Annotated in this window: 25 protein-coding genes; 13 read left to right on the top strand and 12 right to left on the bottom strand. The window is 39.7% G+C overall.

Going from position 1 to position 23,860, the window contains the following annotated elements; translation table 11 throughout:
* Positions 1–61 precede the first annotated feature (61 nt).
* Together EJ103_RS04830 and EJ103_RS04825 are read left to right on the top strand one after the other, a co-directional pair.
* On the top strand, positions 62–1,636 hold the full coding sequence (locus tag EJ103_RS04830) for a cation:proton antiporter family protein (protein WP_126006330.1): 1,575 nt from the start codon (positions 62–64) through the stop codon (positions 1,634–1,636).
* 405 nt (positions 1,637–2,041) lie between these two features.
* Complete coding sequence (locus EJ103_RS04825) at positions 2,042–2,263, top strand: DUF3820 family protein (RefSeq protein ID WP_004587357.1); 222 nt, start codon at positions 2,042–2,044, stop codon at positions 2,261–2,263.
* Between the two features lie 311 nt (positions 2,264–2,574).
* On the opposite strand, the gene EJ103_RS04820 is transcribed toward EJ103_RS04825, so the two are convergent.
* The 6 genes from EJ103_RS04820 to ilvY all read right to left on the bottom strand — a co-directional run bounded on the left by EJ103_RS04820 (position 2,575) and on the right by ilvY (position 7,983).
* On the bottom strand, positions 2,575–3,822 hold the full coding sequence (locus EJ103_RS04820; RefSeq protein WP_126006328.1) for an ATP-binding protein: 1,248 nt from the start codon (positions 3,820–3,822) through the stop codon (positions 2,575–2,577).
* 23 nt (positions 3,823–3,845) lie between these two features.
* Complete coding sequence (locus EJ103_RS04815) at positions 3,846–4,538, bottom strand: response regulator transcription factor (RefSeq protein ID WP_024031826.1); 693 nt, start codon at positions 4,536–4,538, stop codon at positions 3,846–3,848.
* A 14-nt stretch (positions 4,539–4,552) separates the two neighbouring features.
* Complete coding sequence (locus EJ103_RS04810; protein WP_024031825.1) at positions 4,553–4,933, bottom strand: DUF3019 domain-containing protein; 381 nt, start codon at positions 4,931–4,933, stop codon at positions 4,553–4,555.
* Position 4,934: 1 nt separating this feature from the next.
* Positions 4,935–5,744, bottom strand: coding sequence for a MipA/OmpV family protein (locus EJ103_RS04805; RefSeq protein WP_126006326.1), 810 nt, complete (start codon positions 5,742–5,744; stop codon positions 4,935–4,937).
* A gap of 165 nt (positions 5,745–5,909) precedes the next feature.
* The gene (locus EJ103_RS04800; RefSeq protein WP_004587362.1) at positions 5,910–6,956 is read right to left on the bottom strand and encodes a GGDEF domain-containing protein; all 1,047 of its coding nucleotides are present in this window, start codon (positions 6,954–6,956) and stop codon (positions 5,910–5,912) included.
* Between the two features lie 121 nt (positions 6,957–7,077).
* Positions 7,078–7,983 (bottom strand): HTH-type transcriptional activator IlvY, encoded by a 906-nt coding sequence (gene ilvY, locus EJ103_RS04795; protein ID WP_126006324.1) that lies wholly within the window; start codon positions 7,981–7,983, stop codon positions 7,078–7,080.
* Positions 7,984–8,122: 139 nt separating this feature from the next.
* On the opposite strand from ilvY, the gene ilvC reads away from it, so the two are divergent.
* From ilvC to EJ103_RS04780, 3 genes are all read left to right on the top strand, one after another.
* Positions 8,123–9,595, top strand: a complete 1,473-nt coding sequence (ilvC, locus tag EJ103_RS04790) for a ketol-acid reductoisomerase (protein ID WP_126006323.1) — start codon at positions 8,123–8,125, stop codon at positions 9,593–9,595.
* A 164-nt stretch (positions 9,596–9,759) separates the two neighbouring features.
* The gene (locus EJ103_RS04785) at positions 9,760–11,679 is read left to right on the top strand and encodes a methyl-accepting chemotaxis protein (protein WP_024031820.1); all 1,920 of its coding nucleotides are present in this window, start codon (positions 9,760–9,762) and stop codon (positions 11,677–11,679) included.
* 79 nt (positions 11,680–11,758) lie between these two features.
* Positions 11,759–12,937 (top strand): tetratricopeptide repeat protein, encoded by a 1,179-nt coding sequence (locus EJ103_RS04780; protein ID WP_126006321.1) that lies wholly within the window; start codon positions 11,759–11,761, stop codon positions 12,935–12,937.
* Here EJ103_RS04780 and EJ103_RS04775 read toward each other — a convergent pair.
* The gene (locus EJ103_RS04775) at positions 12,923–13,237 is read right to left on the bottom strand and encodes a GIY-YIG nuclease family protein (RefSeq protein WP_004587367.1); all 315 of its coding nucleotides are present in this window, start codon (positions 13,235–13,237) and stop codon (positions 12,923–12,925) included. The two genes, EJ103_RS04780 and EJ103_RS04775, sit on opposite strands and share 15 nt — an antisense overlap.
* A gap of 107 nt (positions 13,238–13,344) precedes the next feature.
* Between EJ103_RS04775 and bamE the strand changes: the two genes are divergently transcribed.
* The gene (bamE, locus tag EJ103_RS04770) at positions 13,345–13,704 is read left to right on the top strand and encodes an outer membrane protein assembly factor BamE (RefSeq protein WP_004587368.1); all 360 of its coding nucleotides are present in this window, start codon (positions 13,345–13,347) and stop codon (positions 13,702–13,704) included.
* Positions 13,705–13,768: 64 nt separating this feature from the next.
* Here the strand turns inward: bamE and EJ103_RS04765 are convergent, their stop codons facing one another.
* On the bottom strand, positions 13,769–14,086 hold the full coding sequence (locus EJ103_RS04765) for an RnfH family protein (protein WP_126006319.1): 318 nt from the start codon (positions 14,084–14,086) through the stop codon (positions 13,769–13,771).
* Positions 14,086–14,523 carry a type II toxin-antitoxin system RatA family toxin gene (locus EJ103_RS04760; protein ID WP_126006317.1) on the bottom strand — a complete coding sequence of 146 codons (438 nt, stop codon included), beginning with the start codon at positions 14,521–14,523 and terminating at the stop codon, positions 14,086–14,088. The genes EJ103_RS04765 and EJ103_RS04760 overlap by 1 nt, the downstream gene beginning before the upstream one ends.
* A gap of 145 nt (positions 14,524–14,668) precedes the next feature.
* Between EJ103_RS04760 and smpB the strand changes: the two genes are divergently transcribed.
* Both smpB and EJ103_RS04750 read left to right on the top strand, forming a co-directional pair.
* A complete protein-coding gene (gene smpB / locus EJ103_RS04755) occupies positions 14,669–15,148 on the top strand; it encodes an SsrA-binding protein SmpB (protein ID WP_004587371.1) in 480 nt (159 codons plus the stop codon).
* Between the two features lie 378 nt (positions 15,149–15,526).
* A complete protein-coding gene (locus EJ103_RS04750; protein WP_024031815.1) occupies positions 15,527–18,118 on the top strand; it encodes a TonB-dependent receptor in 2,592 nt (863 codons plus the stop codon).
* Between the two features lie 87 nt (positions 18,119–18,205).
* On the opposite strand, the gene EJ103_RS04745 is transcribed toward EJ103_RS04750, so the two are convergent.
* On the bottom strand, positions 18,206–18,811 hold the full coding sequence (locus EJ103_RS04745) for a peroxiredoxin C (RefSeq protein WP_004587374.1): 606 nt from the start codon (positions 18,809–18,811) through the stop codon (positions 18,206–18,208).
* 235 nt (positions 18,812–19,046) lie between these two features.
* Positions 19,047–19,760 (bottom strand): fatty acid metabolism transcriptional regulator FadR, encoded by a 714-nt coding sequence (gene fadR, locus EJ103_RS04740; RefSeq protein WP_004587375.1) that lies wholly within the window; start codon positions 19,758–19,760, stop codon positions 19,047–19,049.
* A 521-nt stretch (positions 19,761–20,281) separates the two neighbouring features.
* Between fadR and dsbB the strand changes: the two genes are divergently transcribed.
* Both dsbB and EJ103_RS04730 read left to right on the top strand, forming a co-directional pair.
* Positions 20,282–20,800, top strand: a complete 519-nt coding sequence (gene dsbB, locus EJ103_RS04735) for a disulfide bond formation protein DsbB (RefSeq protein WP_126006314.1) — start codon at positions 20,282–20,284, stop codon at positions 20,798–20,800.
* Position 20,801: 1 nt separating this feature from the next.
* On the top strand, positions 20,802–21,104 hold the full coding sequence (locus EJ103_RS04730) for a DUF6170 family protein (RefSeq protein ID WP_004587377.1): 303 nt from the start codon (positions 20,802–20,804) through the stop codon (positions 21,102–21,104).
* Between the two features lie 11 nt (positions 21,105–21,115).
* On the opposite strand, the gene EJ103_RS04725 is transcribed toward EJ103_RS04730, so the two are convergent.
* A complete protein-coding gene (locus tag EJ103_RS04725) occupies positions 21,116–21,412 on the bottom strand; it encodes a ComEA family DNA-binding protein (protein ID WP_004587378.1) in 297 nt (98 codons plus the stop codon).
* 345 nt (positions 21,413–21,757) lie between these two features.
* On the opposite strand from EJ103_RS04725, the gene EJ103_RS04720 reads away from it, so the two are divergent.
* The 3 genes from EJ103_RS04720 (at position 21,758) to EJ103_RS04710 (ending at position 23,855) form a co-directional block, all read left to right on the top strand.
* Positions 21,758–22,072: a YebG family protein gene (locus EJ103_RS04720; protein ID WP_055253001.1), complete on the top strand. Its 315-nt coding sequence runs from the start codon at positions 21,758–21,760 to the stop codon at positions 22,070–22,072.
* Between the two features lie 138 nt (positions 22,073–22,210).
* Complete coding sequence (locus EJ103_RS04715; RefSeq protein WP_055253000.1) at positions 22,211–23,374, top strand: M23 family metallopeptidase; 1,164 nt, start codon at positions 22,211–22,213, stop codon at positions 23,372–23,374.
* On the top strand, positions 23,364–23,855 hold the full coding sequence (locus tag EJ103_RS04710) for a polymer-forming cytoskeletal protein (RefSeq protein ID WP_126006312.1): 492 nt from the start codon (positions 23,364–23,366) through the stop codon (positions 23,853–23,855). Before EJ103_RS04715 ends, EJ103_RS04710 begins: the two co-directional genes overlap by 11 nt.
* Positions 23,856–23,860: the final 5 nt, after the last annotated feature.

Genomic DNA, 23,860 nt, shown 5'->3' with positions numbered 1-23,860 from the left:
ATTTTCAATGGTATAAAATTTTCGCTACACTGCAATCCCAAATGAAGTGATATTAAGAATTATGGAACTAATCTATTTTGCCGCCGCGTTTGTTTGTGGCTTTGGTGTTTATCAATTAAAACTTCCTCCCCTTATTGGCTTTTTACTTGCCGGTTTTGCATTAAATTTATCTGGCTATAAAAGCACCGAACTACTCGATACCATTGCGGCACTGGGTGTAACACTTCTTTTATTTAGTATTGGCTTAAAACTTAAAGTAAACAGCTTAATCAAGCCCCAAGTATGGGCACCCGCTACCCTACACATTATTTTTAGCAGTACATTATTTAGTGGCTTTATGTTACTACTAGGTATTTTTGCTGTGCCTATGTTTGTTGATTTAAGCTGGCAAAGTGCCTTATTAGTTGGGTTTGCGCTAAGCTTTTCAAGCACTGTATTTGCGGTAAAAGTACTTGAAGAGCGCGGTGAAATGGCAAGCCTACACGGAAAAATAGCCATTGGCATTTTAGTTATGCAGGATATTTTTGCGGTTATATTTTTAGCCATTAGCACTGGCAAAGTACCTAATATGTGGGCTCTTGCTTTAATTATTGCACTCCCTTTAGTGCGCCCACTTATGTATGCAGTGCTTAACCGCTCTAAACATGGTGAGCTATTGCCGTTATTTGGCTTTTTCTTTGCGTTGGTAGCCGGTTATAACGCATTTGATTTTGCAGGTTTAAAAGGCGATTTAGGCGCACTCATTATGGGGATGATGTTTGCGCCACATAAAAAGGCGGGAGAGCTTTCAAAGTCGCTGCTTAATTTAAAAGATATTTTGCTGGTCGGTTTTTTCTTAAGCATTGGTTTAAACGCAGAGCTTACAGCTAATTCATTAATTGTAGCGTTAATCCTTATATTTGTGCTGCCAGTTAAAACCTTACTTTATTATGTGTTTACGAATACCTTTAAGCTCAGAGCACGCACCTCGTTACTCACTGCATTTAGCCTTGCTAATTTTAGTGAGTTTGGCCTTATTGTGTGTGCTGTGGCAGCCTCTACAGGCATGATCACCTCAGAGTGGCTGGCGGTAATGGCTATTGCGGTGTCTATTACCTTTGTTATTGCATCGCCTCTTAATAAACGCTCAAACGAGTTATACGTAAAAATTGAGCGCTGGTTATTAAAATTCGAAAGCAAAACCCGCTTAGCTGAAGAGCTACCCGTTAATTTAAACGACACTAAAATCGTTATATTTGGTATGGGCCGCATAGGTACAGGTGCCTACGAAACAATAAATGCGACTCACCCTAATGTAGTGGCGGGCATTGATATAAAACCAGAGGTGGTAGAAAAACATATTAAACGCAATAGAAAGGTACTCCTTGCCGATGCCACCGACCCTGACTTTTGGCAGCGCGTTAACCACTCCCATGTTGAAATGGTCATGTTAGCTATGCCAAAGCATATGCAAAATATTTTTGCACTAGAGCAATTACAAGCCTCAGGCTATAACGGCCAAGTAACAGCTATCGCCAATTACCCTGATCAACAAAAAGAGCTTGAACAGATGGGCGTAAACTCGACCTATAACTTTTATTTAGAAGCAGGAAGTGGTTTTGCCGAGCACGTAAAGCAAGAGCTATTCGAAAAATAGCACTTTTATACTAAACAATAAAAACAACCAAATGAAAACGCCTTATTTTTAACAATGCTTTTTTATTAGTTTTAGTTTAAAAACTCATTTTATTTACATTCCTTTACATTACTTCTCTCTATCTGTAAAAAAAACAGATAAACTACCGGTGTTGTTTAAATAAACGCCTTCGCACCTATGTCGCATAATTAGACTCCAGCTAATTAATGCAGGGTAAGCATTTATTTATCAACACAAATTTATTCAATCAGAGGGCCTACTCCCTCGTTCAATAGGCTGTTTCTTGCCCGTCACAGCCTATTTTATTTCTGTTTACTTGCCCGCTTACCCAGCCACTATTTAATGCGTTTATTATTAATAAGCAGTAGTATTACTATTATACGTTTTATCAATTACTGACTTATTATGGATACAGCCGAACTCAAGCTCGCCATTAATACAATTATGCCCTTTGGAAAATACGCAGGCAGACCTCTGCTGCTTTTGCCAGAGCCCTACCTAGTGTGGTTTAAACAGCAAGGGTTTCCAGAAAGTAAACTCGGAGCGCAGCTTGCAATGATGTACGAGGTTAAATTAAATGGGCTTGAGCAAATGCTGATGCCCCTACTTAAAAAAAATGAAAAATAATTGAGAACTTTTTCCACGTAGCCGGGTCTACTATTTTGCTACTTGTTGATTTTGGTTTTTAACCACAAAAAGCGCCTTAGGCGCTTTTTTTATGTCTGGCGTTTTTAGGTGAATTGCTTTTATACCAATCCGCATAATAAAGTGATCTATTTTGAGGATGGAAAACGTGTGGATAGCTAAGCAAAAAATTCGCTATTTAGTTGTTCTCGGCAATTACTCCTGCATTGCTCTACCTTCTGCATCCATGCAATCGTAAATGAGAATTTTTAACGTAGGTAGCGACACATTTGGCCCCACAAAATGATTAAGTATTATTGTGGATAGGTATTAGGTAAGGTAACTATAAACTTAGCGCCACCAAGCGATGAGTCAGTGATTGAATAGTGCCCTTTATGCCACGATACAATTTTTGCCACTATTGCTAAGCCTAAACCAAAGCCCCCTGTGCTTTTATCACGGCTTTTATCTAAACGAGTAAAAGGTTTAAATACGCTTTCTCTGTCGCTTTTTAAAATACCTTCTCCGTCATCTTCCACAATAAAGTAAATTGCATCACCCTGCGCTTTGAGTGTGACATCAACACGACTAACAGCGTACTTTAACGCATTGCCCACCAGGTTTTGCATTACACGCGCAATAAAGTGCGCATCACACTTGTACACTAGAGCCTGTGGTAACACCGCATTAAACTCTATGCCGCTTGCAAAATTTAGCTTATTAATGACCGATTGTGTTAAGGCAGCCAAGTCAACGTCGCTTCTAGCTAAGCTTGGTTGCTGCGAATCAAGCCGAGCATATTCAAGCATTTCACACACAAGCGCTTCAAGTTCGCTTATATCTGCCTGCATATTAGTTAGGTAATGCTGCCCTTTTTCCGATTGCAGTGTTTCTTCTAACATGGCTATACCAAATTTTAATCGTGCAAGGGGCGTTCTAAATTCATGAGATACAGAGGAGGTCAGTTCTTGTTGCGCACTAAGAAGATGCTCTATGCGCTGCTGCATTACTTTTAGAGTATCAGTAACGGGTAAAAAAAACGATTTAGAAGGACTGCTTAAGTTAAAGTCTTGCGAGCCATCTACCGCTTCGCACGCATGGCGTAACTTAGAAAAATCACGCCATAGTAAAAAGCTCCACAGCCCCACAGGTAACCCTACAATAGCCAGTAACATTAAATACGGGATAACAGAGCTTTCAGGTGCTTTTATAACGCCTACAGGACCAATTTGAAGTAGTTTGTTATCACCAAGCTCAACATACCACACTATGCGCTGCTTTTTATCATACAGGTACAGGTAATGATTTTTATCTAATGAGGCTTGCTGCTTAAGGGGTAAAATAAGATCTTTGCGGGCAATAACTTGGCTTTCAAAGCTGTGTTTTAGCTTATCTAGACCATCATCGGTTTGCGATAATAACCAAAGTGCTTGGCCAAACTCATCATCTAACAGCACTTGCTGCTGCGTCTCTTCGTAAGGCCAAATTTGTTCTATAACACCACTAACAATAAATAAAGAAACAATGATATAAACATATAAACTTATAAATAGTTTGCCCATTATTCCTTATTTACCTTCATATATTATTTTTCCCAGGCGTCTGATACAAACAAGTAACCTTGCCCCCACACGGTTTTTATACGGTAAGGTTTATCGCTGTTATCACCTAGCTTTTTGCGAATTCGTGACACGCGTACATCAACGGTACGGTCAAGCCCGTCGTATTGACGGCCAATCATATGTTGATGAACATGTTCACGGCTTAGTACTTCGCCTGCATTTGAGGCAAGTAGCCATAGTAGCTCAAACTCATGGGATGTAAGTACTATTTCGTTTTCGTTTAATTTAACAATTCGGCTGGTTTTATCAATGACTAAATCACCAAACTGAATCTCTTCTGCGGCCTTAACCACGGGTTGCCCGCGACGCAGTAATGCATTTACACGCGCCAGTAAAACACGCGGTTCTGCAGGTTTTACCACATAGTCATCTGCGCCAAGCTCTAAGCCAATCACCTGATCAAAGTCTTCACCTTTTGCAGTAAGCATTAAAATTGGCAACGAAAACTTATCACGTACTTGTCGACATACGCTAAAGCCATCTTTACCTGGCAACATAATATCTAAAATCATTAAATCAGCAGCGTTATTCTCAAGATAACTAAATACTTCATCACCACGGCTTAATACGTCTACTTCTAAGCCATTATGTTCAAGATAATCTTTTGTTAGTTGTTGTAAACCTAGGTCATCTTCAACAAGTAAAATTTTTGGCATGAGTTGCTCCTAAATTAAAAATAGCTCCATGGAGAGCGAAGCCTGCGCCTACTTTTTTTAGCATCAGCACTTTGCACTTCAACGTGTGTTTTAGCAATTAACACACCGGTATGAGGATTGATTAAGGAGTATATGGTCTCTACCTGAACACGCGCTTTATACTCAAACTCACCAACAGCCTGCTGTTGCCAGCATTTAATCAGTTTGTTTTGTTGGTACAAGCATGCATCGCTTGGCGATGGTTGCTGCCAATTAAACTTTAAATCGAGATCGCAAAACGCTTGCTGCTCAGACACAACACACACTTTGGGAGAGACCTTTAAAGACGCATTTTGCGCTACAACGGGAGGGCTAAACAGAAAAACTGTAAGCACAATCAACATTAAATACTTCATATTAAAAAGTATGATCGAATCCTATAAAAGCAGTCATTGAATAGTTACGTTCAAAAAGCGGACTGCCATCCATAGCTGAATAGTCGTAATATGCTACATGAAAACGAAGACTGTTAGCCTCACTCAATGGCCAACTGGCGTCGATTTTAGCATAAGGTTGCCAGCTACTACCAACGTCAATTTTACCTAATGAGGTTTCGTGTGCTTTTAAACCATAATAGTAGCTGTTTAATTCAGCTGATTTATAGTTAACCCCAAGCGTTGGTTTTAACTTTAAACGCCCTACTTCACTGTGGTACTGCCATTGTATAGCGCCTCGAGTACCGTTATAAACATTACTTATATCGTGTAATAACTGTATCGATAGCACATGGTTTTGCTGCACATAATGATAGCTTCCTCCAGCATCTAGGGCTAAATGGCGATTATCAATATTATCGATATTTATTTTTTTAGGCTGGGGATTATTTTGCGCTAATGCAGAAGCACCTGTGGTTGCTGGTAAAACAAAGAGGTTATTAGGGTGCCAATCAATAAAAAAGCGTGACTCTGCGTTCAGTTCTGAAACGATATTAAAATGATGCTTTTGATTTTCTTTAAGTGTGAAGCCAAGGCGACCATTATCGAAAAACCAACGCTCACCATAAAAAGCAATGCGTGGGATCACAGGGAGCGGGACGTTTTTTCCGCCATGCAAAGGGTTGGTAATAACACCCGCGCCGACACTTAGATTTACATGCCACTTTTTAACAGTAATATGTTGCTGCGCATACTCTTGTTCGTTATAGGCCTGCGAAGCTGTGCTAGGCACGCAAACAAGACACACCACAAAGCAAAAAATGTAAATAAAAGTATTGAGCCGCATTAACCTAATCTAAATGAGTAAAATAAGTAAGTGACCCATACTAGCAAGGTAAGCACAAATGTGCGCCACCTGGTTACAATCATTCACAATTTTTATACATGCGTATCACATTTAAATATCAGGGGCTATTTCAATACGGTTGCGACCATGTGTTTTAGCTATATATAAAGCACGGTCGGCGCGCTCAATAAGTACCGAACCTTTCGTGAATGGACGTAAAATAGCGAGCCCAAAACTTGCAGAAATTGCACGTTTAGAATTTACATCGTCTTTTTTACGGATAGTTAATGAGGCAATATCTAAACGAATTTTATCAGCGAACACCATAATCTCGTTGATGCTGTCAAAATACCCGGTAATACAAAACTCCTCACCACCATAGCGGTAAACATTCAGGCTATCGGAAATATTTTGCGAAACTTTTTTGGCTACTAATTTAAGTACTTCATCGCCTTTTTGATGACCAAAATCGTCGTTAAAACGTTTAAAGTGATCAATATCAAACATGATTAGTACCGCCAATACGCTCTCGTCAGCTTGCTCTGAATAGGTTTGACAAAACTGCTGAATATCATCATCAAACTTTCTTCTATTAAAAAAGCCTGTCAGGGGGTCTGTATCAGCTGCTTCTTGAGAAAGGTTAAGTGCTTCTTTTAAATCTTTAATTTCGTTATAGGCTACCGCAAGCTTAGTTTGAAATTCTCGCGCATAGTCTTGCATAGCCACCGACTCATCGGTTAAGCGTTCAACACAACCGAGTATTTCGTTAAACGAATTTACATTAGCTAAACTTGCTAACTCATTTTGAGAATCTACCAACGACGTGGTAAAGCTTTTAGAGTGATCGAGGGTAACGCTTATATCATGCTGTACTTGCTCCATAGTGCCATGGAAGCGATCTGCCATTTCTTGAAAAAACACTAAGTCATCTTCGCTTAAATGCTTATCAAAAATTTCTTTTGCTTTATTTTGAGTACATGTTTGTTGCTCAGCAATGACGTGATCAAGCTCAGCATTTAATGCTGGCTTACTGCCTTGCACATAGCAATACCAAATAGCGTAATTGATAGGCGTTACCGGCATTCGGTATTTTACCATCAGAGGAATTGCTTTTTTTAAACATTGAGCAGAATGAGCGAGCGATACAGCATGATCCATAATTATTATAAACTCTCGTGCGTCATTATTTTTTATTATTAAGCTTTCATGTTAAGTAATAGTAAACTCATACGCAACTGTTAATCATACTATTTACTGAATTATATTAATCGTTAAAAGCTTAAATAACATTTGCGCCTAAAGTTTGTGCAATACTCCATAATGCACTGATTGCAGGGTCGTTAAGCTCTTTTTTTAGCACCGCCAAACCAATATCGAACCCTTCTGGCTGGTAATTTTCACTGGGCAGTACGTGTACCTTGTCTTGTAGCGGACTATTATCTAGCACTATTTTGGGAACCATGGCGACACCTAATCCTAGGCTCACCATAGACACCATAGCTTCGTGCCCTGCTACTTGTGCATAAATTTTTCCATGCACATTATTTTTCCGCCACCACTGCTCTAACCGCTGCCTAGAAAAACCTTGCTCAGGTACAATAAACTCCAGTTCTGACCAATCAATATGTGGGGCGTTTTTCGCTATTTTTTCGCTGATCGGGCATTGAATTTTAGGGCCAATAAGAACCAGTGGAGAGTGGCCTATATTAACAAAAGCAATTTGGGCAGGCAGTTTACTTGGCCGTGCAGCAATAGCCATTGATTCATGGGCATCCAGTACTCGGTTTATTGCCAACGCCGGATCGCCGGTATTTAGCGTTATTTCTATATGCTGATGCTGCGCGCGGAGCTGTTCTAATATTTGATGCAAAAAACTATACGAGGCGGTGACTGAGCAATAAATACTCACATTACCGTAAATATGCTGGGTTGGGTCTTTCACATTCGTTTTAAAGCGCTGCCAATTAGCCAGTGTAGAGGTGGCGTAATCAATAAACGACTCCCCTTCTTTCGTTAATTTTACACTTCGGTTATCGCGTATAAATAAAGCAACGCCTACCTCGTCTTCAAGCTGCTTAATATTACGACTTAAAGTAGGTGCACTTATATGGCACAGCTCGCTCGCCCTGGCAAAATGGAGCGTTTTAGCTAACGCTAAAAAGTAATTTAAATGCTTATGATCCATTACACGCCTCTACGTTTCATTTTTTGAAATACTTTAGTGCAAATATATCATTTTACGCAAGCAAAGTTTTTTTTTATGGTGTGTTTAAGCAAAGCAAATACGCTTTGCATCTAACAAACACGAATTATAGGACACTAACATGGCGAATTATTTTAATACCTTACCTTTACGCGAGCAGTTAGCTCAATTAGCGCAATGTGAATTTATGGACCCAAGTGAATTTACCGATGGTGTTGATGCACTTAAAGGTAAAAAGCTGGTTATTGTTGGCTGTGGCGCACAAGGTCTTAACCAAGGTTTAAACTTACGTGACTCAGGCCTAGATGTATCGTACACGTTACGTCAATCGGCAATTGATGAGCGTCGTCAGTCATACCTAAATGCATCTGAAAACGGTTTTACTGTAGGCACGTACGAAGAGCTAATTCCGACCGCTGACGTAGTATTAAACCTAACACCTGATAAGCAACATACGGCCGTTGTAACTGCCATTATGCCTTTAATGAAACAAGGCTCTACACTTGCTTACTCGCACGGTTTTAATATTGTTGAAGAAGGCATGCAAATTCGTGAAGACATTACGGTAATCATGGTTGCTCCTAAGTGTCCTGGCTCTGAAGTGCGCGAAGAATACAAACGCGGCTTTGGTGTACCTACTCTTATTGCTGTTCACCCAGAAAACGACCCACAAGGTCATGGTTTAGCACAAGCTAAAGCCTACGCTGCGGGTACCGGTGGTCATCGTGCCGGTGTACTTAAGTCATCATTTATCGCTGAAGTTAAATCAGACTTAATGGGCGAGCAAACAATTCTGTGTGGCATGTTACAAACCGGTTCAATTTTATGTTTTGATAAAATGATTGAAAAAGGCATTGATGCGGGTTACGCATCAAAACTAATTCAATACGGCTGGGAAGTAATTACCGAAGCCCTTAAATACGGCGGCGTTACTAACATGCTTGACCGTTTATCAAACCCTGCAAAAGTAAAAGCGTTTGAACTAAGCGAAGAACTTAAAGTTATTATGCGCCCGCTTTATAACAAGCACCAAGATGACATTATCGACGGTACTTTCTCACGCGTAATGATGGAAGATTGGGCAAACGATGATGCAAACTTACTAAAATGGCGTGCAGAAACTGCCGAAACTAACTTTGAAAAAACCCCTGCTGGTGATGTAGAAATCTCTGAGCAAGAGTTTTTCGATAACGGTATTTTAATGGTTGCTATGGTTAAAGCGGGCGTTGAGCTTGCATTTGAAACCATGACTGCAGCGGGCATTATTGACGAGTCGGCTTATTATGAGTCTTTACACGAAACACCGTTAATTGCCAACACAATAGCACGTAAAAAGTTATTCGAAATGAACCGTACTATTTCTGATACTGCAGAATACGGCTGTTACTTATACAACCATGCGTGTTTACCATTATTGGCCGATTTTATGAAAAACATCGACACCGATGTTATTGGTAAAGGCTTAAATGAGCAAAGTAACCAAGTAGATAACCAAACATTGATTCAAATTAACACTGCACTACGTGAGCACCCTGTTGAAATTGTTGGCGCTAGACTACGCGGCTACATGTCAGCTATGAAGAAAATTGTATAACTAGTTTCGCTTGTTAGAAACCAAGCCCACATGCATACGCTGTGGGCTTTTTCGTGCTAGTAATAATAAAAAGCGAGTATACCCTTTTAGATATATTGCAATAATTAGCGCTTAATTAATAATGTGCTAACATGGCTATCTACCTAGTTGTAAAGTTAAATAATATGACGATAAAAAACCTAACTATCACTCAAAAAATCACCATTTTAGGCAGTACCATTGCAATCTGTGTCGCTGCATTAATTGGTTTAACGTCTTTATATAGCTCTGAAGATATTATAGAACGACGTATGATTGAATCTGAGCTACCCAGCAAATTACATAGTATTAGTAATCAAATTGGTGGCGAAATAAACGAACTACTAGGTGCTGCACAGCAACTATCATCAAATGAATTTATCTTAGAGTGGGCGCGCTCAAATAACCAAGACGACACACTACTGCTTAAAGAATTAAACCGCGTAGCAAAGCAGTTTGATTTAGCAACGGCGTCGTGGGCTAACCGTGATACAGCACAATATTGGAACCAACACGGATTTTTACGCGTGCTTAAAAACGATGCGGCTGATGGGTGGTTTTTTGGCTTTACCAACTCAAATAATCCGTACTCAATCAGTATTTATCAAGAATCTCCGACTGATGTAAAAATGTTTGTAAATCATCAACAAACAAATGGGCTTGGATTAGCGGGACTTGCAAAAAGCATCACCGACATGCAAAAGCTACTACAACAATTTAAAATTGAGCAAACAGGCTTTGTGTTTATTGCAGATAAAAGCGGCTTAATTCAGTTACATAAAGATGCAAATAAAGTGGCTAAAGTAAACATAGACACACTTTATGGCAGTAATGTTCATAGTACTTTGTATAACCCTTCTGGTTTTGCAATTACAGAATTATCACTTAATAACGAAGCCACATTTTTAGCAGCCATGCCAATAGCCAATACCGACTTATACGTATTAGCCCAAGTACCTAAAAGTGAGGTATTTGCGACTGTAGGTACATTGGAGTGGCAAATATTTACCTTTACGCTAGTGATAGCCCTAGTTGCTAGCATGCTAAGTTACTTGTTAGCACGTTCTTTAGCGTCACCGCTTTCGGATATGGCCGAGCTGTTCTCACGTTTAGGATCAGGCGATGCTAATTTAGCGTACCGTTTGCCAGAGTCTAATCAGCCAGAGCTAAACAATTTAAGCCATGGCTTTAACCAGTTTATTCATAAAATTGAAACTGCCATCAAGCAAGTCGCCAACGAAAGTACAGAAATACGCCAAAGTTCTAATCATGTATTTGAACAAGCAAAAAACAACTCCCAGTCTATTGATAATCAAAAAGAGCAAACCATTTCGGTAGCTGCAGCCATTAACGAAATGGGCGCAACTGTACAAGAAATAGCACAAAGTGCGGCTAATGCAGCTAAGTTAACGCAAAGCAGTCAAGAAAACACCAGCCAAAGCCATCAGCAAGTACTGCAAAGCCAAGCTACAATTTCAGCGCTTGCCACTGACATTGACGGCATTACCGAACAAGTAACACTGCTTTCTAAAAAAACAATTGATATAGCGAGTATTGTTGACTCTATTCGCGGCATTTCAGAGCAGACTAATTTACTGGCCTTAAACGCAGCCATCGAATCGGCACGGGCTGGTGAGCATGGTAGAGGCTTTGCTGTGGTGGCCGATGAAGTACGCGCGCTTGCTAATCGTACCTCGCAATCAACCACCGAAATTCAGTCAATGATTGAAGAGCTAACCACTATTTCTGAAGATGTAGTAAACGATATTAGTCAATCTAAGCAAAAAGCCCAACAAAGCGTAGGCGCAATGCAAAGCTCTGTTGAATTGCTTGATGCGATAAGCGAAACAGCAAATCAAATAAACGACATGGCTACCTTAATTGCCACCGCAACTGAGCAGCAAAGTAACGTGGTTGCTGATGTAGGACGTAATATTGAACAAATAAGTGAAATTAGTGACCGTGCTATGAATGAGCAAATAAACACCGAGCAAGCAATTCGCGATTTAGCAAATAGCGCTCAAGCCCTTGATGCACTCGTAGCCACCTTTGAAAAACACCACTAAACACGTTTTGTAACACTTTAATAAACCACCTACGCATATTGCATCTACACTTATAGATGTAATATGTTGGAGGTGGTTTATGAACATATCTTGTTTTAACGCATTATTACTAAGTAGTTGCTTATATTTAAGCGCATGTAACACCACGGTGCGTGAACCTCCACCGCTAGCCCTTGTAAACCATCCAACATTTAACCGTATTAACGTTGAAACCGAGCAAGACATATTTAAGCTCGACAAAACAATCACTTCCCAACTTGATGCCCACTTAACCAGTAAGCGCAGCGCGCATTACTTAGCGAACAGTATTTTAAGTTTTTTATTAAAAAACGGCGATAACTCGTTAACCTATCAAAGTGGCGCCACATTGAGTGCATCGCAAACCTACACTAATTTAAATGCTAATTGCCTGTCGTTATCGATATTAGCGTATAGCTTAGCCGATTATTTAGGTATAAAAGCGCGCTTTCAAAAAGTCCATATTCCTGAATATTGGGCAATGAATAAAGGGGTTAATTTACTGACAGGGCATATTAATTTATCAATTGACAATGCGCTTATGCAAACAATACCAGCCACAATGGTTTATCAACGTGATAAACAGTTAACCATAGACTTCGACCCGAATATAAGAAAACAACGCTTTAAAACCAGCCCAATAAGCAAAGAGTTTGTTACGGCTATGTTTTATAACAATAAAGGCGCTCAAGCTTTAGTAAATAAAAATTATAATTTAGCTTATAGCTACTTTAGTGCCGCCGTTGAAGCCGCCCCATTATACAGTGGTGGCTGGGGGAATTTAGGCATTGTATTTAGGCAGCTTAATTATTTAAAAGAAGCTGAACAGGCATATAACTATGCATTATTGCTTGATAAAAATAACCATACTGCCATAGGTAATCTCGCTGTGCTGTACACCTTAAGTAACCGCGCTAAACAAGGTCAGCAAATGCTAAAACAGCTCAATAAAAAGCGCCAAGCTAACCCGTATTACCATATATCATTGGGTAATAGTGAACTGGTACTTAAAAATTACTCTCAAGCGATTAAGCATTTTAAAAGCGCTTATAAAATTGACGCTAAGTTACACGAAAGCCACTTTGGCCTTGCGCGAGCATATTATTTTATCGGCAATATAAAGCAGGCAACACATTATTTGCGTTTAGCAGGTATAAACGCCGAGTTTAACTATGACAAAGCCCGCTATCGTAATAAATTAAAAGCATTAAAAAATGCCACAGCTTCACTTAGTCATTAGCTGTTGTACGTAGTGCTCTTTTTGGGCCCTACTTAATTTTTTAATTTGCCACTCTAACTTGCTAGCTTCGCTTTTTGAGCCCACCTTTTGTTGATGAATTAAAACTAAAGGGCCTTTGCCTTTTAAGTTTTTTGCGCCTTTACCCGCTTGATGCGTGGCTAAGCGCTTATCAACATTGGTTGTTATACCTGTATACCAGTGGCCTAAACGCGTTTGCACTATATACAAATACCATGTTGAGGGTACTTTGTGTGCTTTGCTTATATTTATACTTAAACTTTTTTGTGTGTTTGTGGTCAAAACTTTACCTTAACCCTCGTAACTAAAAACAATTTCTTAAAAGGGTTTTACCTTCAGTGACTAATCGGTATCATGCAGATTATAAAAAATAAGGATCACAACTAACAATGCAGTCGTTAAAAACTTTTTCTCTTTGGCTTATCGTTGCTCTCACATTCAGCTCTTTAGCAGGTTGTTCTAGCTGGGTATATAGAATCAATATCCCACAGGGTAACTTTTTAGAGCAATCAGATGTAGATAAGCTTCGTGTAAACATGACACGAGAGCAAGTTATTTATGTATTAGGTCGTCCAATAGCAGAAGATGCGTTTGATAATAGTACCTGGCGTTATGTGTACAGCTTTAACAAAGGCCGCGATAATGAGCAGCATAAAGAGTTGCTGGTTAAATTTGAAAATGATCAACTAGTTGCTGTTTCGGGTGATTATGATCAACCAGAAAACTTTGATACTCCGCTAGAGCAGTAAACGCTTTAGTTATTAAAAAAAGGTGAGCATGGCTCACCTTTTTTATTTACTACATTAATAACCTTTATAAAGGACGCCCACCGGTAACTTTATTTGCTCGACCTTCATCTTTTGCTTTTTCAGCCCGCTTTCTTCGAGCATCTTTAGGGTCTGCAATTAGTGGACGGTAAATTTCTATTCTGTCGCCATCTTTTAATTCGTAATGCGCTTTTACTGTTCTATTCCATACACCTAAAGTAAGCGCAGTTGGGTCTATTTCAGGGCACTTTTCAATGATCCCCGATTGAATAACAGCTTGTTCGGCTGTGGTTCCTTGCGCTACTTCCACTGTTAATGTGGTTGCTTTAGTCGGTAATGCAAAAACTATCTCAACGCTAATCATTATCTTGCTCCGTATACTTCTTTTGCACGTTGCGTGAATGCGCTAACCATATTTTTAGCTACATCATTAAATATTTTACCAAACGCCAATTCTATAAGCTTGCTAGAGAATTCAAATTCAAGCTTAAGCTCAACTTTACAGGCTTTTTTATCTAACGCTTGAAAATGCCAACGCCCTTTAAGAGTTTTAAATGGGCCATCAACCAGCCTTAATTGCACGGTTTGCTCGTCAATAAAGGTGTTTTCAGTGGTAAACCACTTATTTATACCCGCCTTGGATATTTCTAAACTCGCGGTCATGTTATTATTGTGCTGCGAAACGATTTTAGAGTCTGAGCAATTAGGTAAAAACTGCGGATAAGCTTCTACATCATTAACTAGGTCAAACATCTCTTTAGTGCTGTACATAACCAGCGCACTTTTTTCTATTTGTGGCATACTCACTCCCAACTGTGTGGGCGAATTTTAGCAAGCTTTGCGCGTTTCCCCAAATTTTCATGGTCTTAAGTTCACCAGATTATTTTAAAGGCACATATAAAAAATCGATGTAAAACATCTCTTAATACGTATATTATAGGGCACTATGGCTAAGAACAAATCATCAAAATCGAACAGTAATACCATCGCGCTTAACAAAAAAGCGCGTCATGAGTATTTTTTACACGACAAGTTTGAAGCAGGTGTTGAACTACAGGGCTGGGAAGTAAAAAGTATCCGAGCTGGTAAGGTAAACATCTCAGAAACTTATATTCATCTTAAAAATGGCGAAGCTTTTTTATTAGGCAGTCAAATTCAGCCTTTAAATAGCGCCTCGACTCATGTTATTTGCGATCCAATGCGATACCGTAAACTGTTATTAAGCCGCAAAGAGCTTGATAGATTAGTCGGTGCCACTGAACGAGATGGCTACTCACTTGTTGCCACTGCCATGTATTGGAAAAAATGTTGGGTGAAACTTGAATTTCACTTAGCAAAAGGTAAAAAAATGCATGACAAACGTGAAGACGGCAAAAATAAAGATTGGTCGCGTGAGAAAGAACGCCTCATGAAACATAAAGTATAAACACAACGCCTAATTTATTTAGGCGTTTTTTTTAATTTCTCACCGGTTAAATTTAAAACAACCTGATCAAATTCCCCTCAGCTTTATTTAATTCATCCCTGTGCATGATATAAATAAATTATTACACTTTATTTATTTTTTTAATTTCTTTAGATGCCTACCCATTTTAGTGCGCAAATTTTATGGTACAAAGCGAGTAATTTAGCCTTGTCTATCCTTTTTCGTTGTTTCTATTATTGAATATTTTTCCCTCAACACTCTACAAAAACTCATACTAAAATCGCAAAGGGTGTAGATTGATAACACTTAAGTTACATGATATTAATGTCATCGCTTGTTAAGCAACTAAATTTATAACATATCAACAAGGACTTAAGGATGAAGCAATCAATTGCATTTACACCTAGCATAATTGCAGGTGCTACAATCGCACTTTCAGCAGGGTTTACAACAACAGCTTATGCTGCTGAAGAAGCAAAAAAAGTAGAACGCATTGAAGTAACAGGTTCGCGCATAAAACGCACCGATATCGAAGGGCCTTCGCCAGTACAATCTATTGGCAGAGCAGATATCGAAAACATGGGTTACGATAACCTTCAACAACTCCTCGAAAGAATGCCTGTGGCAGGCAGCGGTACTTTCTCAACTCGCGGCAACAACCAAGATTCAACTGCAAATGGATCTGCCGCGGTCAGCCTACGTGGTTTAGGTGCTGATGCTACATTGGTGCTAATCAACGGCCGCCGTGTGGCTATTAGTGCCTTTGCCGAAGGTATAACAAACTCATTTGTCGATATTAATAGTATTCCGGTATCGGCGATTGAGCGCATTGATATTTTAAAAGATGGCGCATCAGCAATTTATGGCTCTGATGCAGTAGCGGGCGTAGTCAACGTTATTTTGAAAAAAGACATAGATGGCGTTGAACTAAACTTAGGCTACGGTGGTACCGATGGCCCTAATTACGAAGAAACAACAGCAAGTTTAGTATGGGGTACAACTAGCGAAAAAAGCAGTGCCTCAATTATTATTGATTACTTTAAAAACACCTCGCTTTCGTCAGATGAAATGGGCAGCTTAGGCACCGCTAACCAATCGCCTTATGGCGGCGAAGACTTTCGCTCTTCTCGTGGCTTTCCAGGCTACTTTTATGTTGATGGTGTAAAAACAATTGATCCAGATTGTCCTGCAGAAAACGCTACATCAAGCGGCAGCTGTTTATTTGATTACGGCCCATTTGGCTACATCGCCCCTGAGTCTGAGCGCGTAGGTGCTATTTCTCAATTTGAATACAATTTTGATAATGGTATTACCGGCTTTTTAGAAATGGCAGTGCAGCATAATACCTCAGTTGCAGCCGGTGCCCCTACTCCACTTGATGAAGATGCAGGTTTAACAGTACCAGCTAGCCACCCTAACAACCCGTTTGGTGAAGATATTCAAATTGGCCGTTACCGTACGGTTGATGCGGGCGCTCGCCAATGGGATATTGAATCAGACACGCTTCGCTTTGTAGCTGGCCTAAGAGGCGAAATCAACGAATGGAGCTGGGAAGCTGCGGTTCAAAAAGGCCGTAGTAAATCACTTCAAACAGGCGATCGCTCGCAAGGTTGGGTTCGCACCGACTTTTTACAACAAGAAATTGATGCCGGTAACTACAACCCATTTGGTGGCACCTATAACAGCCCAGAAGTTATTGACAGAATTACCACAAGCTTAGTTCGCCGCGGTGAGTCTCATATGACCTCATTCGACGCTAACATCTCTGGTGAAGCATTTAGCTTTGGTGATGATGTGGTTATGATGGCCGCGGGTATTGAATACCGTGAAGAAGATGTAACCGATACACCGGATGACCAATTTCAGCGCGGTTTAATTTTTGGTACTGAGTCTGTGTCTGCTGCAGCAGAGCGCGACCAATACGCAGCCTATGTGGAATTTTCAATCCCACTTGCTGAAAACCTAGAGCTACAACTCGCTGGACGTTACGATGATTACAGCGACTTTGGTAATACAACAAACCCTAAAGTCGCTTTACGCTGGGCACCTACCGACGAAATAACCATTCGTGGTTCGTGGGCACAAGGGTTTAGAGCGCCATCGCTTGCACAAGTAGGTTTAGGTCCATCACAAGAAAGTCAGTTTTTTGTAGATACTTATCGCTGTGAAGCAACTGGCCTTGATTGTGACGCGCTAGATTACAACATTGAATTTGCTGGTAACCCTGACTTAGAAGCCGAAGAGTCAGAATCATGGAACGTTGGCTTTATTTGGGCACCTTCTGCTGAATTTGGTTTAAGCGTAGATGTGTGGAGTATTACCCAAGATAATAAAATTGATGAACAAGAATTTGGCCCAATTTATAACTCTGAGTGTAATAACCAAGATAGCACGGTGTGTGTTCGCTTAGCACCTAGTGGTGGTAATAGCTTAGGCACCATTCAAAAAATATACAGCACCTTTGAAAACGTCTCTTCGCAAGAAGTGTCAGGTGTTGATTTATCAGCAAATTACAACCATTCGCTGGATGATTTAGGCTTACTTAAATTTAACTTAGAATGGGCGTACCAAAACAAGTTTGAAAAAGACGGCCGCGATTACACGGGTGAATACAATTACCCAGAGCACCGCTGGATTTTCTCTACTAACTGGGAAATTGGCCAATTTAATACCAACGTAAATATTAGCTACGTAGGCGAGTTTGAAGATACCCCAGATATAGACTTTGACGGTAATTTAGACTTTGATAGCAATACATCGCGTATGGTTGACTCGCAAGCATTGGTAGATTTACAAACATCTTACCGTGTAAGTGATGCAACTAAAGTGTCGCTTGGTGTAAATAACGTATTCGACGAAGAGCCACCATTTGCTATTGGTGATGGCGATGCCGACCTTTACGGTTATGCATCGGGTGTACACAACCCACGAGGTCGTTACTTCTACACTAAAGTAACCTTCTCGTTTTAATTTAATATAGCCCATTATTAAATGGGCTATGCTAAAAACAAAAAAACCGCCATTAGGCGGTTTTTTTATTAAAACGTAGGGGCTAAATTATAGCTCGCCTTCGTTTTCAGATAGGAACTTAGCAACACCTTCAGGGCTTGCGTCCATACCTTTTTTACCTTCTTCCCAACCAGCAGGACATACTTCGCCGTTTTCGCTGTGAAATGCTAGCGCGTCAACCATGCGGATCATTTCGTCGATGTTACGACCAAGTGGTAAGTCGTTCACTACTTGGTGACGTACGTTACCTTCTTCATCGATTAGGAAAGAGCCACGAAATGCAACGCCCGCTTCAGGGTGCTCAACGTCGTATGCTTTACAAATTTCGTGCTTAACGTCTGCAACTAGTGCGTATTGAACTTTACCAATACCGCCGTCTGCTACAGCAGTGTTACGCCATGCGTTGTGTGAGAATTGTGAATCGATAGAAACACCAATTACTTCTACGCCACGCTTTTGGAATTCTTCATAACGCTTATCAAATGCGATAAGTTCTGAAGGACATACAAACGTGAAATCTAGTGGGTAAAAGAAGATTACTGCTTTTTTACCTTTAATTGTTTCATGAAGGTTATAGCTATCTACAATTTCACCATTACCTAGTACAGCTGCAGCGGTAAAGTCTGGTGCCTGGCGGCCTACTAATACACCCATTTTATTCTCCAAATATTTTGAGTTTGTTGTCGATTGCATACGCAATGCTGATACTTATATGGGCGCTAAAAATTAAAAAACAATAGCGCCAACACATAATTACGTGGCATTTTAAATTTAATAAGGAAAAAAGAACAATCGTATTTAGCGATGTGCACAATCGAAAATACCGAACAGATATTAAAACTTTATTACGCCTATAAAAAAACCTGCATTTGCAGGTTTTAAAAATGGGCTAATCCATGATATCGGAAGGCATATCGCCTTTAATATTTTGCCAGATTTCACCGGTTTGATGGCCAAACTTACGCATCATTGAAATCGCGCCATCATGCTCACGGTTTTCAGCCAATACTGTTAGGTCTTTATAAAATTGACGTGCTAACTGGCGAGTGCCTGCGTCTGAGAAATAATGACAACCAATTTTAAAGTAAAATCCTCTAAAACCGTTAAGTATAAGTACGTAAATGCGGTTATTACCAGCGACAGCTAATTCGTGGTGTACTTTGTAATCGTAATCTGCAAAAGCTTGCGCAGTGTCTTCAAGTTCATCGCTTTTTGATAAAATCTCAATAACACGCTCAGGGTTAAGCTTTATCGCTGCACGGGTATAAATAGCACTAATATTAGTACGTGCAGATAATAACTGATCGGTCAGCTCTGGCATTTTGTCTTCATCTAAGCGCGCCAGCGTTTCGAGTATGTTTAAACCCGATGTTTCCCAAAAGTTATTCACTCTGGTTGGTTTGCCGTGCTGAATAGTTAGCCAACCATCGCGTGCTAAACGTTGCAGTACTTCACGTAAGGTTGTTCTGGTTACACCAATTAACTCAGAAAGCTCACGCTCTGCAGGTAGAATTGAACCTGGAGGGAAATCGCCGTTCCAGATAGATTCAACTATATACTCTTCAGCAAATCCTGCTGGGCTTTTAGCTTTAAAAATTCTCATTCAATTCCCACTCGAATTAATCACAACTCATCGTTTTATACGAATAACTGACAGATTGTACCAGATGAAATATAACTAACAAGTAAACTCGTTGATATAAGTGCCAAACAGCCGCTGAAAATTTCGCAATAGTAAATAATAAAATTCAACATGCTTAAATTAGGCCTAATTAGCTAAATAAATTAACCCTATTCATAGTAGGTACATTAATGCTATTGCTGTTTTTGCTTAACCATTACATTACTACAATAATTCCCGTGTGCGGCAACAAGCACATTCAAAAGTCGCATACAGCAGAGCATGTCAACTGTAACGTTTAAACAAGCCTTTTTAGCGAACAAATCTTATATTACATGTTCACTTAGCAAATTAAGCTTAACCTTTCCCTAAATAGGATTGGCCAAAACCGCTTATTAATTTCATCTTAAAAAAAGCGACTTCGGTAGCTTTTTTACCCTTTTTGTTGCTCGTTACTTTATCCTAGTACATAATTCAACGTCTTATTTCAATGCGGATTTTTTATGAACTGGCTAGCACAACTCCCTACTCAACGTACTCCATGGCTACTATTTACAGGCATTGTATTTTTATTAGAAGTCACCGCACTGTTTTTTCAATACCAGATGGGACTTGCTCCATGCATTATGTGTATTTACCAGCGAACTGCGGTATTAGGCTTATTAGGGGCAGGCATTATTGGCGCAACTAAACCACAAAGTAAATTACTACGCGCTATCGCTTATTTAGTGTGGGGTGTATCAAGTGTGTGGGGTTACTTTATTGCGCGTGAGCACATTGAAATGCAAACAACCACCGATCCCTTTGCATTTAGCTGTGAGTTTGAGCCAAACTTTCCTTCATTTATGCCATTGCATGAATGGATCCCAAGCTTTTTTCAAGCCACAGGGGATTGCGGTAATATCGATTGGCAATTTGCGGGATTAAGTATGCCAGCATGGATGGAAATACTATTTGCGTTATTTACTATCACGCTTTTTGTAATTGTTACCACTCGCTTACTTACTAAAAAGACTATTTAATATGTTTACGTTTTTTACCAGTCAGCTGCCTGAACTAAAGCACCTTAAAGTGAGGCAGCGACAAGCCGTTGTTGCTATTGCGCTAAGCATGCTACCTGCCACCGATAGAGTGTTATTAAGAATAGTAAAGCTGATATTGCTCAGCCCATTGTTTTTATTATTTACTGTTTTTAAAGGGTGGGAACTCATTCCCTTTTTAATTTTAGGTGGCCTATGTTACCCGCTTTTAACAACCCCGATTGAAATAAACTTCGCTAAAAAATATTTAGCCAAAGCACTTGAGCAGTATTCACAGGGCGCTTAGCGCCCTGCCTATTATAAAGAAACTTTTCCTTCTAGTTTAGCTACAAGCTTTTTACCTATTCCTTTTACGTTAGCTAAATCGCTCAGCTGGGCAAATTCGCCATTTTCAACCCTGTAATCAACAATAGCCTGCGCTTTTTTCTTACCAATACCAGGCAACTTGGCCAGCATTTCTGAATCGGCACTATTAATATTAATAACCGGCGCTTGCGGCATTTCAACCATAGGCTTATCTTCAACAGGGTTAGCGTGGGTAAACGCGCTAAAGCTTAAAAAGCTAATAATAAGTAGCGTTAATAGATTTTTCATTTGTCATTCCTTATTTTTGTTTATACCAAAGCGTTATAGTTAAACGGCTAATTTGGCTTTAAACATGTGCTTAATTTTTATTTGAGGAAATAATGTTAAATAAGGAGCAACGCGCATCACTTACATTATTTCCAGTGCATAATCACCTAAATCCGAAAACCTAAAATGCAGCTGGTACAACAAGTGATTGCTTAACTAAAGTAAAGTTACGCTTTTTTGTCAAATTGATGACAAGCTAAAAATGCACCGAATACTTGCAATTTTACACACAAACATTTACTGTATATAAAAACAGTGACCTACGGGTCAGTAACCACATTACCACGCAATCAAGCAGGAGAGATCATGGCTGTTGTTGTTAAATATGTTGTAGAACGAAACGGAGTTGAGCGAATGACGTTTACTACTAAAAAAGAAGCGGATGCCTATGACAAAATGCTCGATATAGCAGAATCGCTTGAAGTAATGCTGGAAAAAGTAGATGTGCCACTGAGCGAGCAACAGGTTGAATCGCTTGCGCTTGAAATTGCAAAGAGTAAAGATGACTTTATGGCGGTGTTAAAAGGCGCAAAAGAGCCCACAACAAAAAGTACAGCTAAAGCTAAAAAAGCCGACAACGTAGCATCAATAAAAGATAACGACGAGCAACAAGCTAGCTAATTTGTGACTATTTTAAATAAAGGGCTGCTACTAAATAGCAGCCCTTTTTTATTAATTTTTGAACAGTTACAAATTTTTTCTGGCTTTTTAAACTGAAATTGATACATTAATCCGGTTAATAGCGAGTGTTTATGTGCCATGTCAGTATTTATTAAGTCTTTTTACCAAAAATTTTTCCCAGCCCGTCAGTTGCTTATTCGTCAAAATGGCGAAGTTAAGCATGTTGTTTTGGCGCCTTGGTTTCAGCTTTTTACAGTACTGCTTATTTTAGGCACTATTACTTGGGTCGGTATTTCTAGTTTTCGTGTTTATAGCCAAACAAATAAAATTACCGACATAGAACAAAGCCAAATTGACAAACAACAAGTGTGGCAAAAACAGGTCCAAGAACAAAAAGCACTGCACGCTAAGCAATTAGAACAACTTGCTGTACTAGAGCAAAAGCAGGCACTTTTGCAAGGTATGATTGAATCCCTCCCCGCATCTATTAGTAAAGAGACAATAAAACTAGAAGAACAACTTGAATCGCCTGTTAATCAAGACAAAGGCGAGTTTCATGAACCACTTGTAGATGAAGAGCCGAAAAACAAACACGCCAGCCTTCTAACGCCAATCACTTTTGCCGCACGTTATGAGCGCTTAAATAAATACTACGAGCATAATTTTGCGCTTATTGATGCGCAAATTAATAAACGCCATGATGCAATTTTAGCGATGTTAAAAGGCGCAGGCTTAGAGTCAGCCCTTGAACAACATTTAGCACTGGGCGCACAAACCAGTGCGCAAGGTGGCCCGTTAGATGTATTTGATGAAACTAAAATACCAGGGCAGTTTTTAGCCATTGTTGATAAGCTATTATTACTTAACAACCTTGAAAACTTTTTAACAGAGCTGCCTAACTCACTGCCCTTGCCTGCGGCTAAATACTATATTTCGAGCAACTTTGGGTTACGTAAAGATCCGATGAACAACCGCCGCGCTTTTCACAAAGGTGTTGATTTAGCCGGCTGGCATAAAACCGAAATTTTTGCCCCTGCTGATGCACGTGTATTGCGCGCAGGTAAAAATGGCGGCTATGGTAACTTTATCGAGCTAGAGCACAAAAATGGCTTGGTCACCCGTTTTGGCCACTTAAATAAAATTAAAGTGAAAAAAGGCCAAACAATTGCTAAAAATGAGGTAATTGGATTAATGGGCAGTACTGGCAGAAGTACCAGTACCCACTTACACTATGAAGTGTTACTCGATGGCAAACATGTCAATCCTCTAAAAATAACAAAGGCGCTTTCTCGTGTTCGGTAAAAAAAAGCAACCAAGTAGTCAAACTACGTTAAAAAGAGTAAATCATACCCCTTCTATTATTTCTGAAGATGTGCGCTTAACTGGCACACTTACCAGCCAAGGCGAAGTGCAGCTAGATGGCCGAATTGATGGCGATATAAAGGCAGAGCACCTGGTAATTGGCTCTACCGGCATTGTTGAAGGTGTGGTTGAAGCTAAAAGTGTCATTGTAAAAGGTAAAATTATTGGCTCACTAAACTCAAGTGAAGTGAATATTCAAAGCAGCGCTCACGTACATGGCGATGTTTTTCACGATACACTAAGTATTGATGCGGGAGCCATTATTGAAGGCAGCTTAAAACAGCGCTTTGAAAAAGAAGAACCGGAACTTATTAGCGAAGATTTAAAGCCGGCTAAAGAAGTAAAAACTTTGCTTGATGATGCTGATAGCGACTTGTCGTTTGTTAATAAGCAAGCCGCTGATAAAGCCAAATCTAATTAAGCGCT

Origin of the sequence: Pseudoalteromonas sp. Xi13 (genome assembly GCF_003952205.1) — a bacterium.
Classification (GTDB): Bacteria; Pseudomonadota; Gammaproteobacteria; order Enterobacterales; family Alteromonadaceae; genus Pseudoalteromonas; species Pseudoalteromonas atlantica.
Note: the sequence above shows the minus strand (reverse complement) of the source record. Positions and strands in the feature narration are given on the sequence as shown.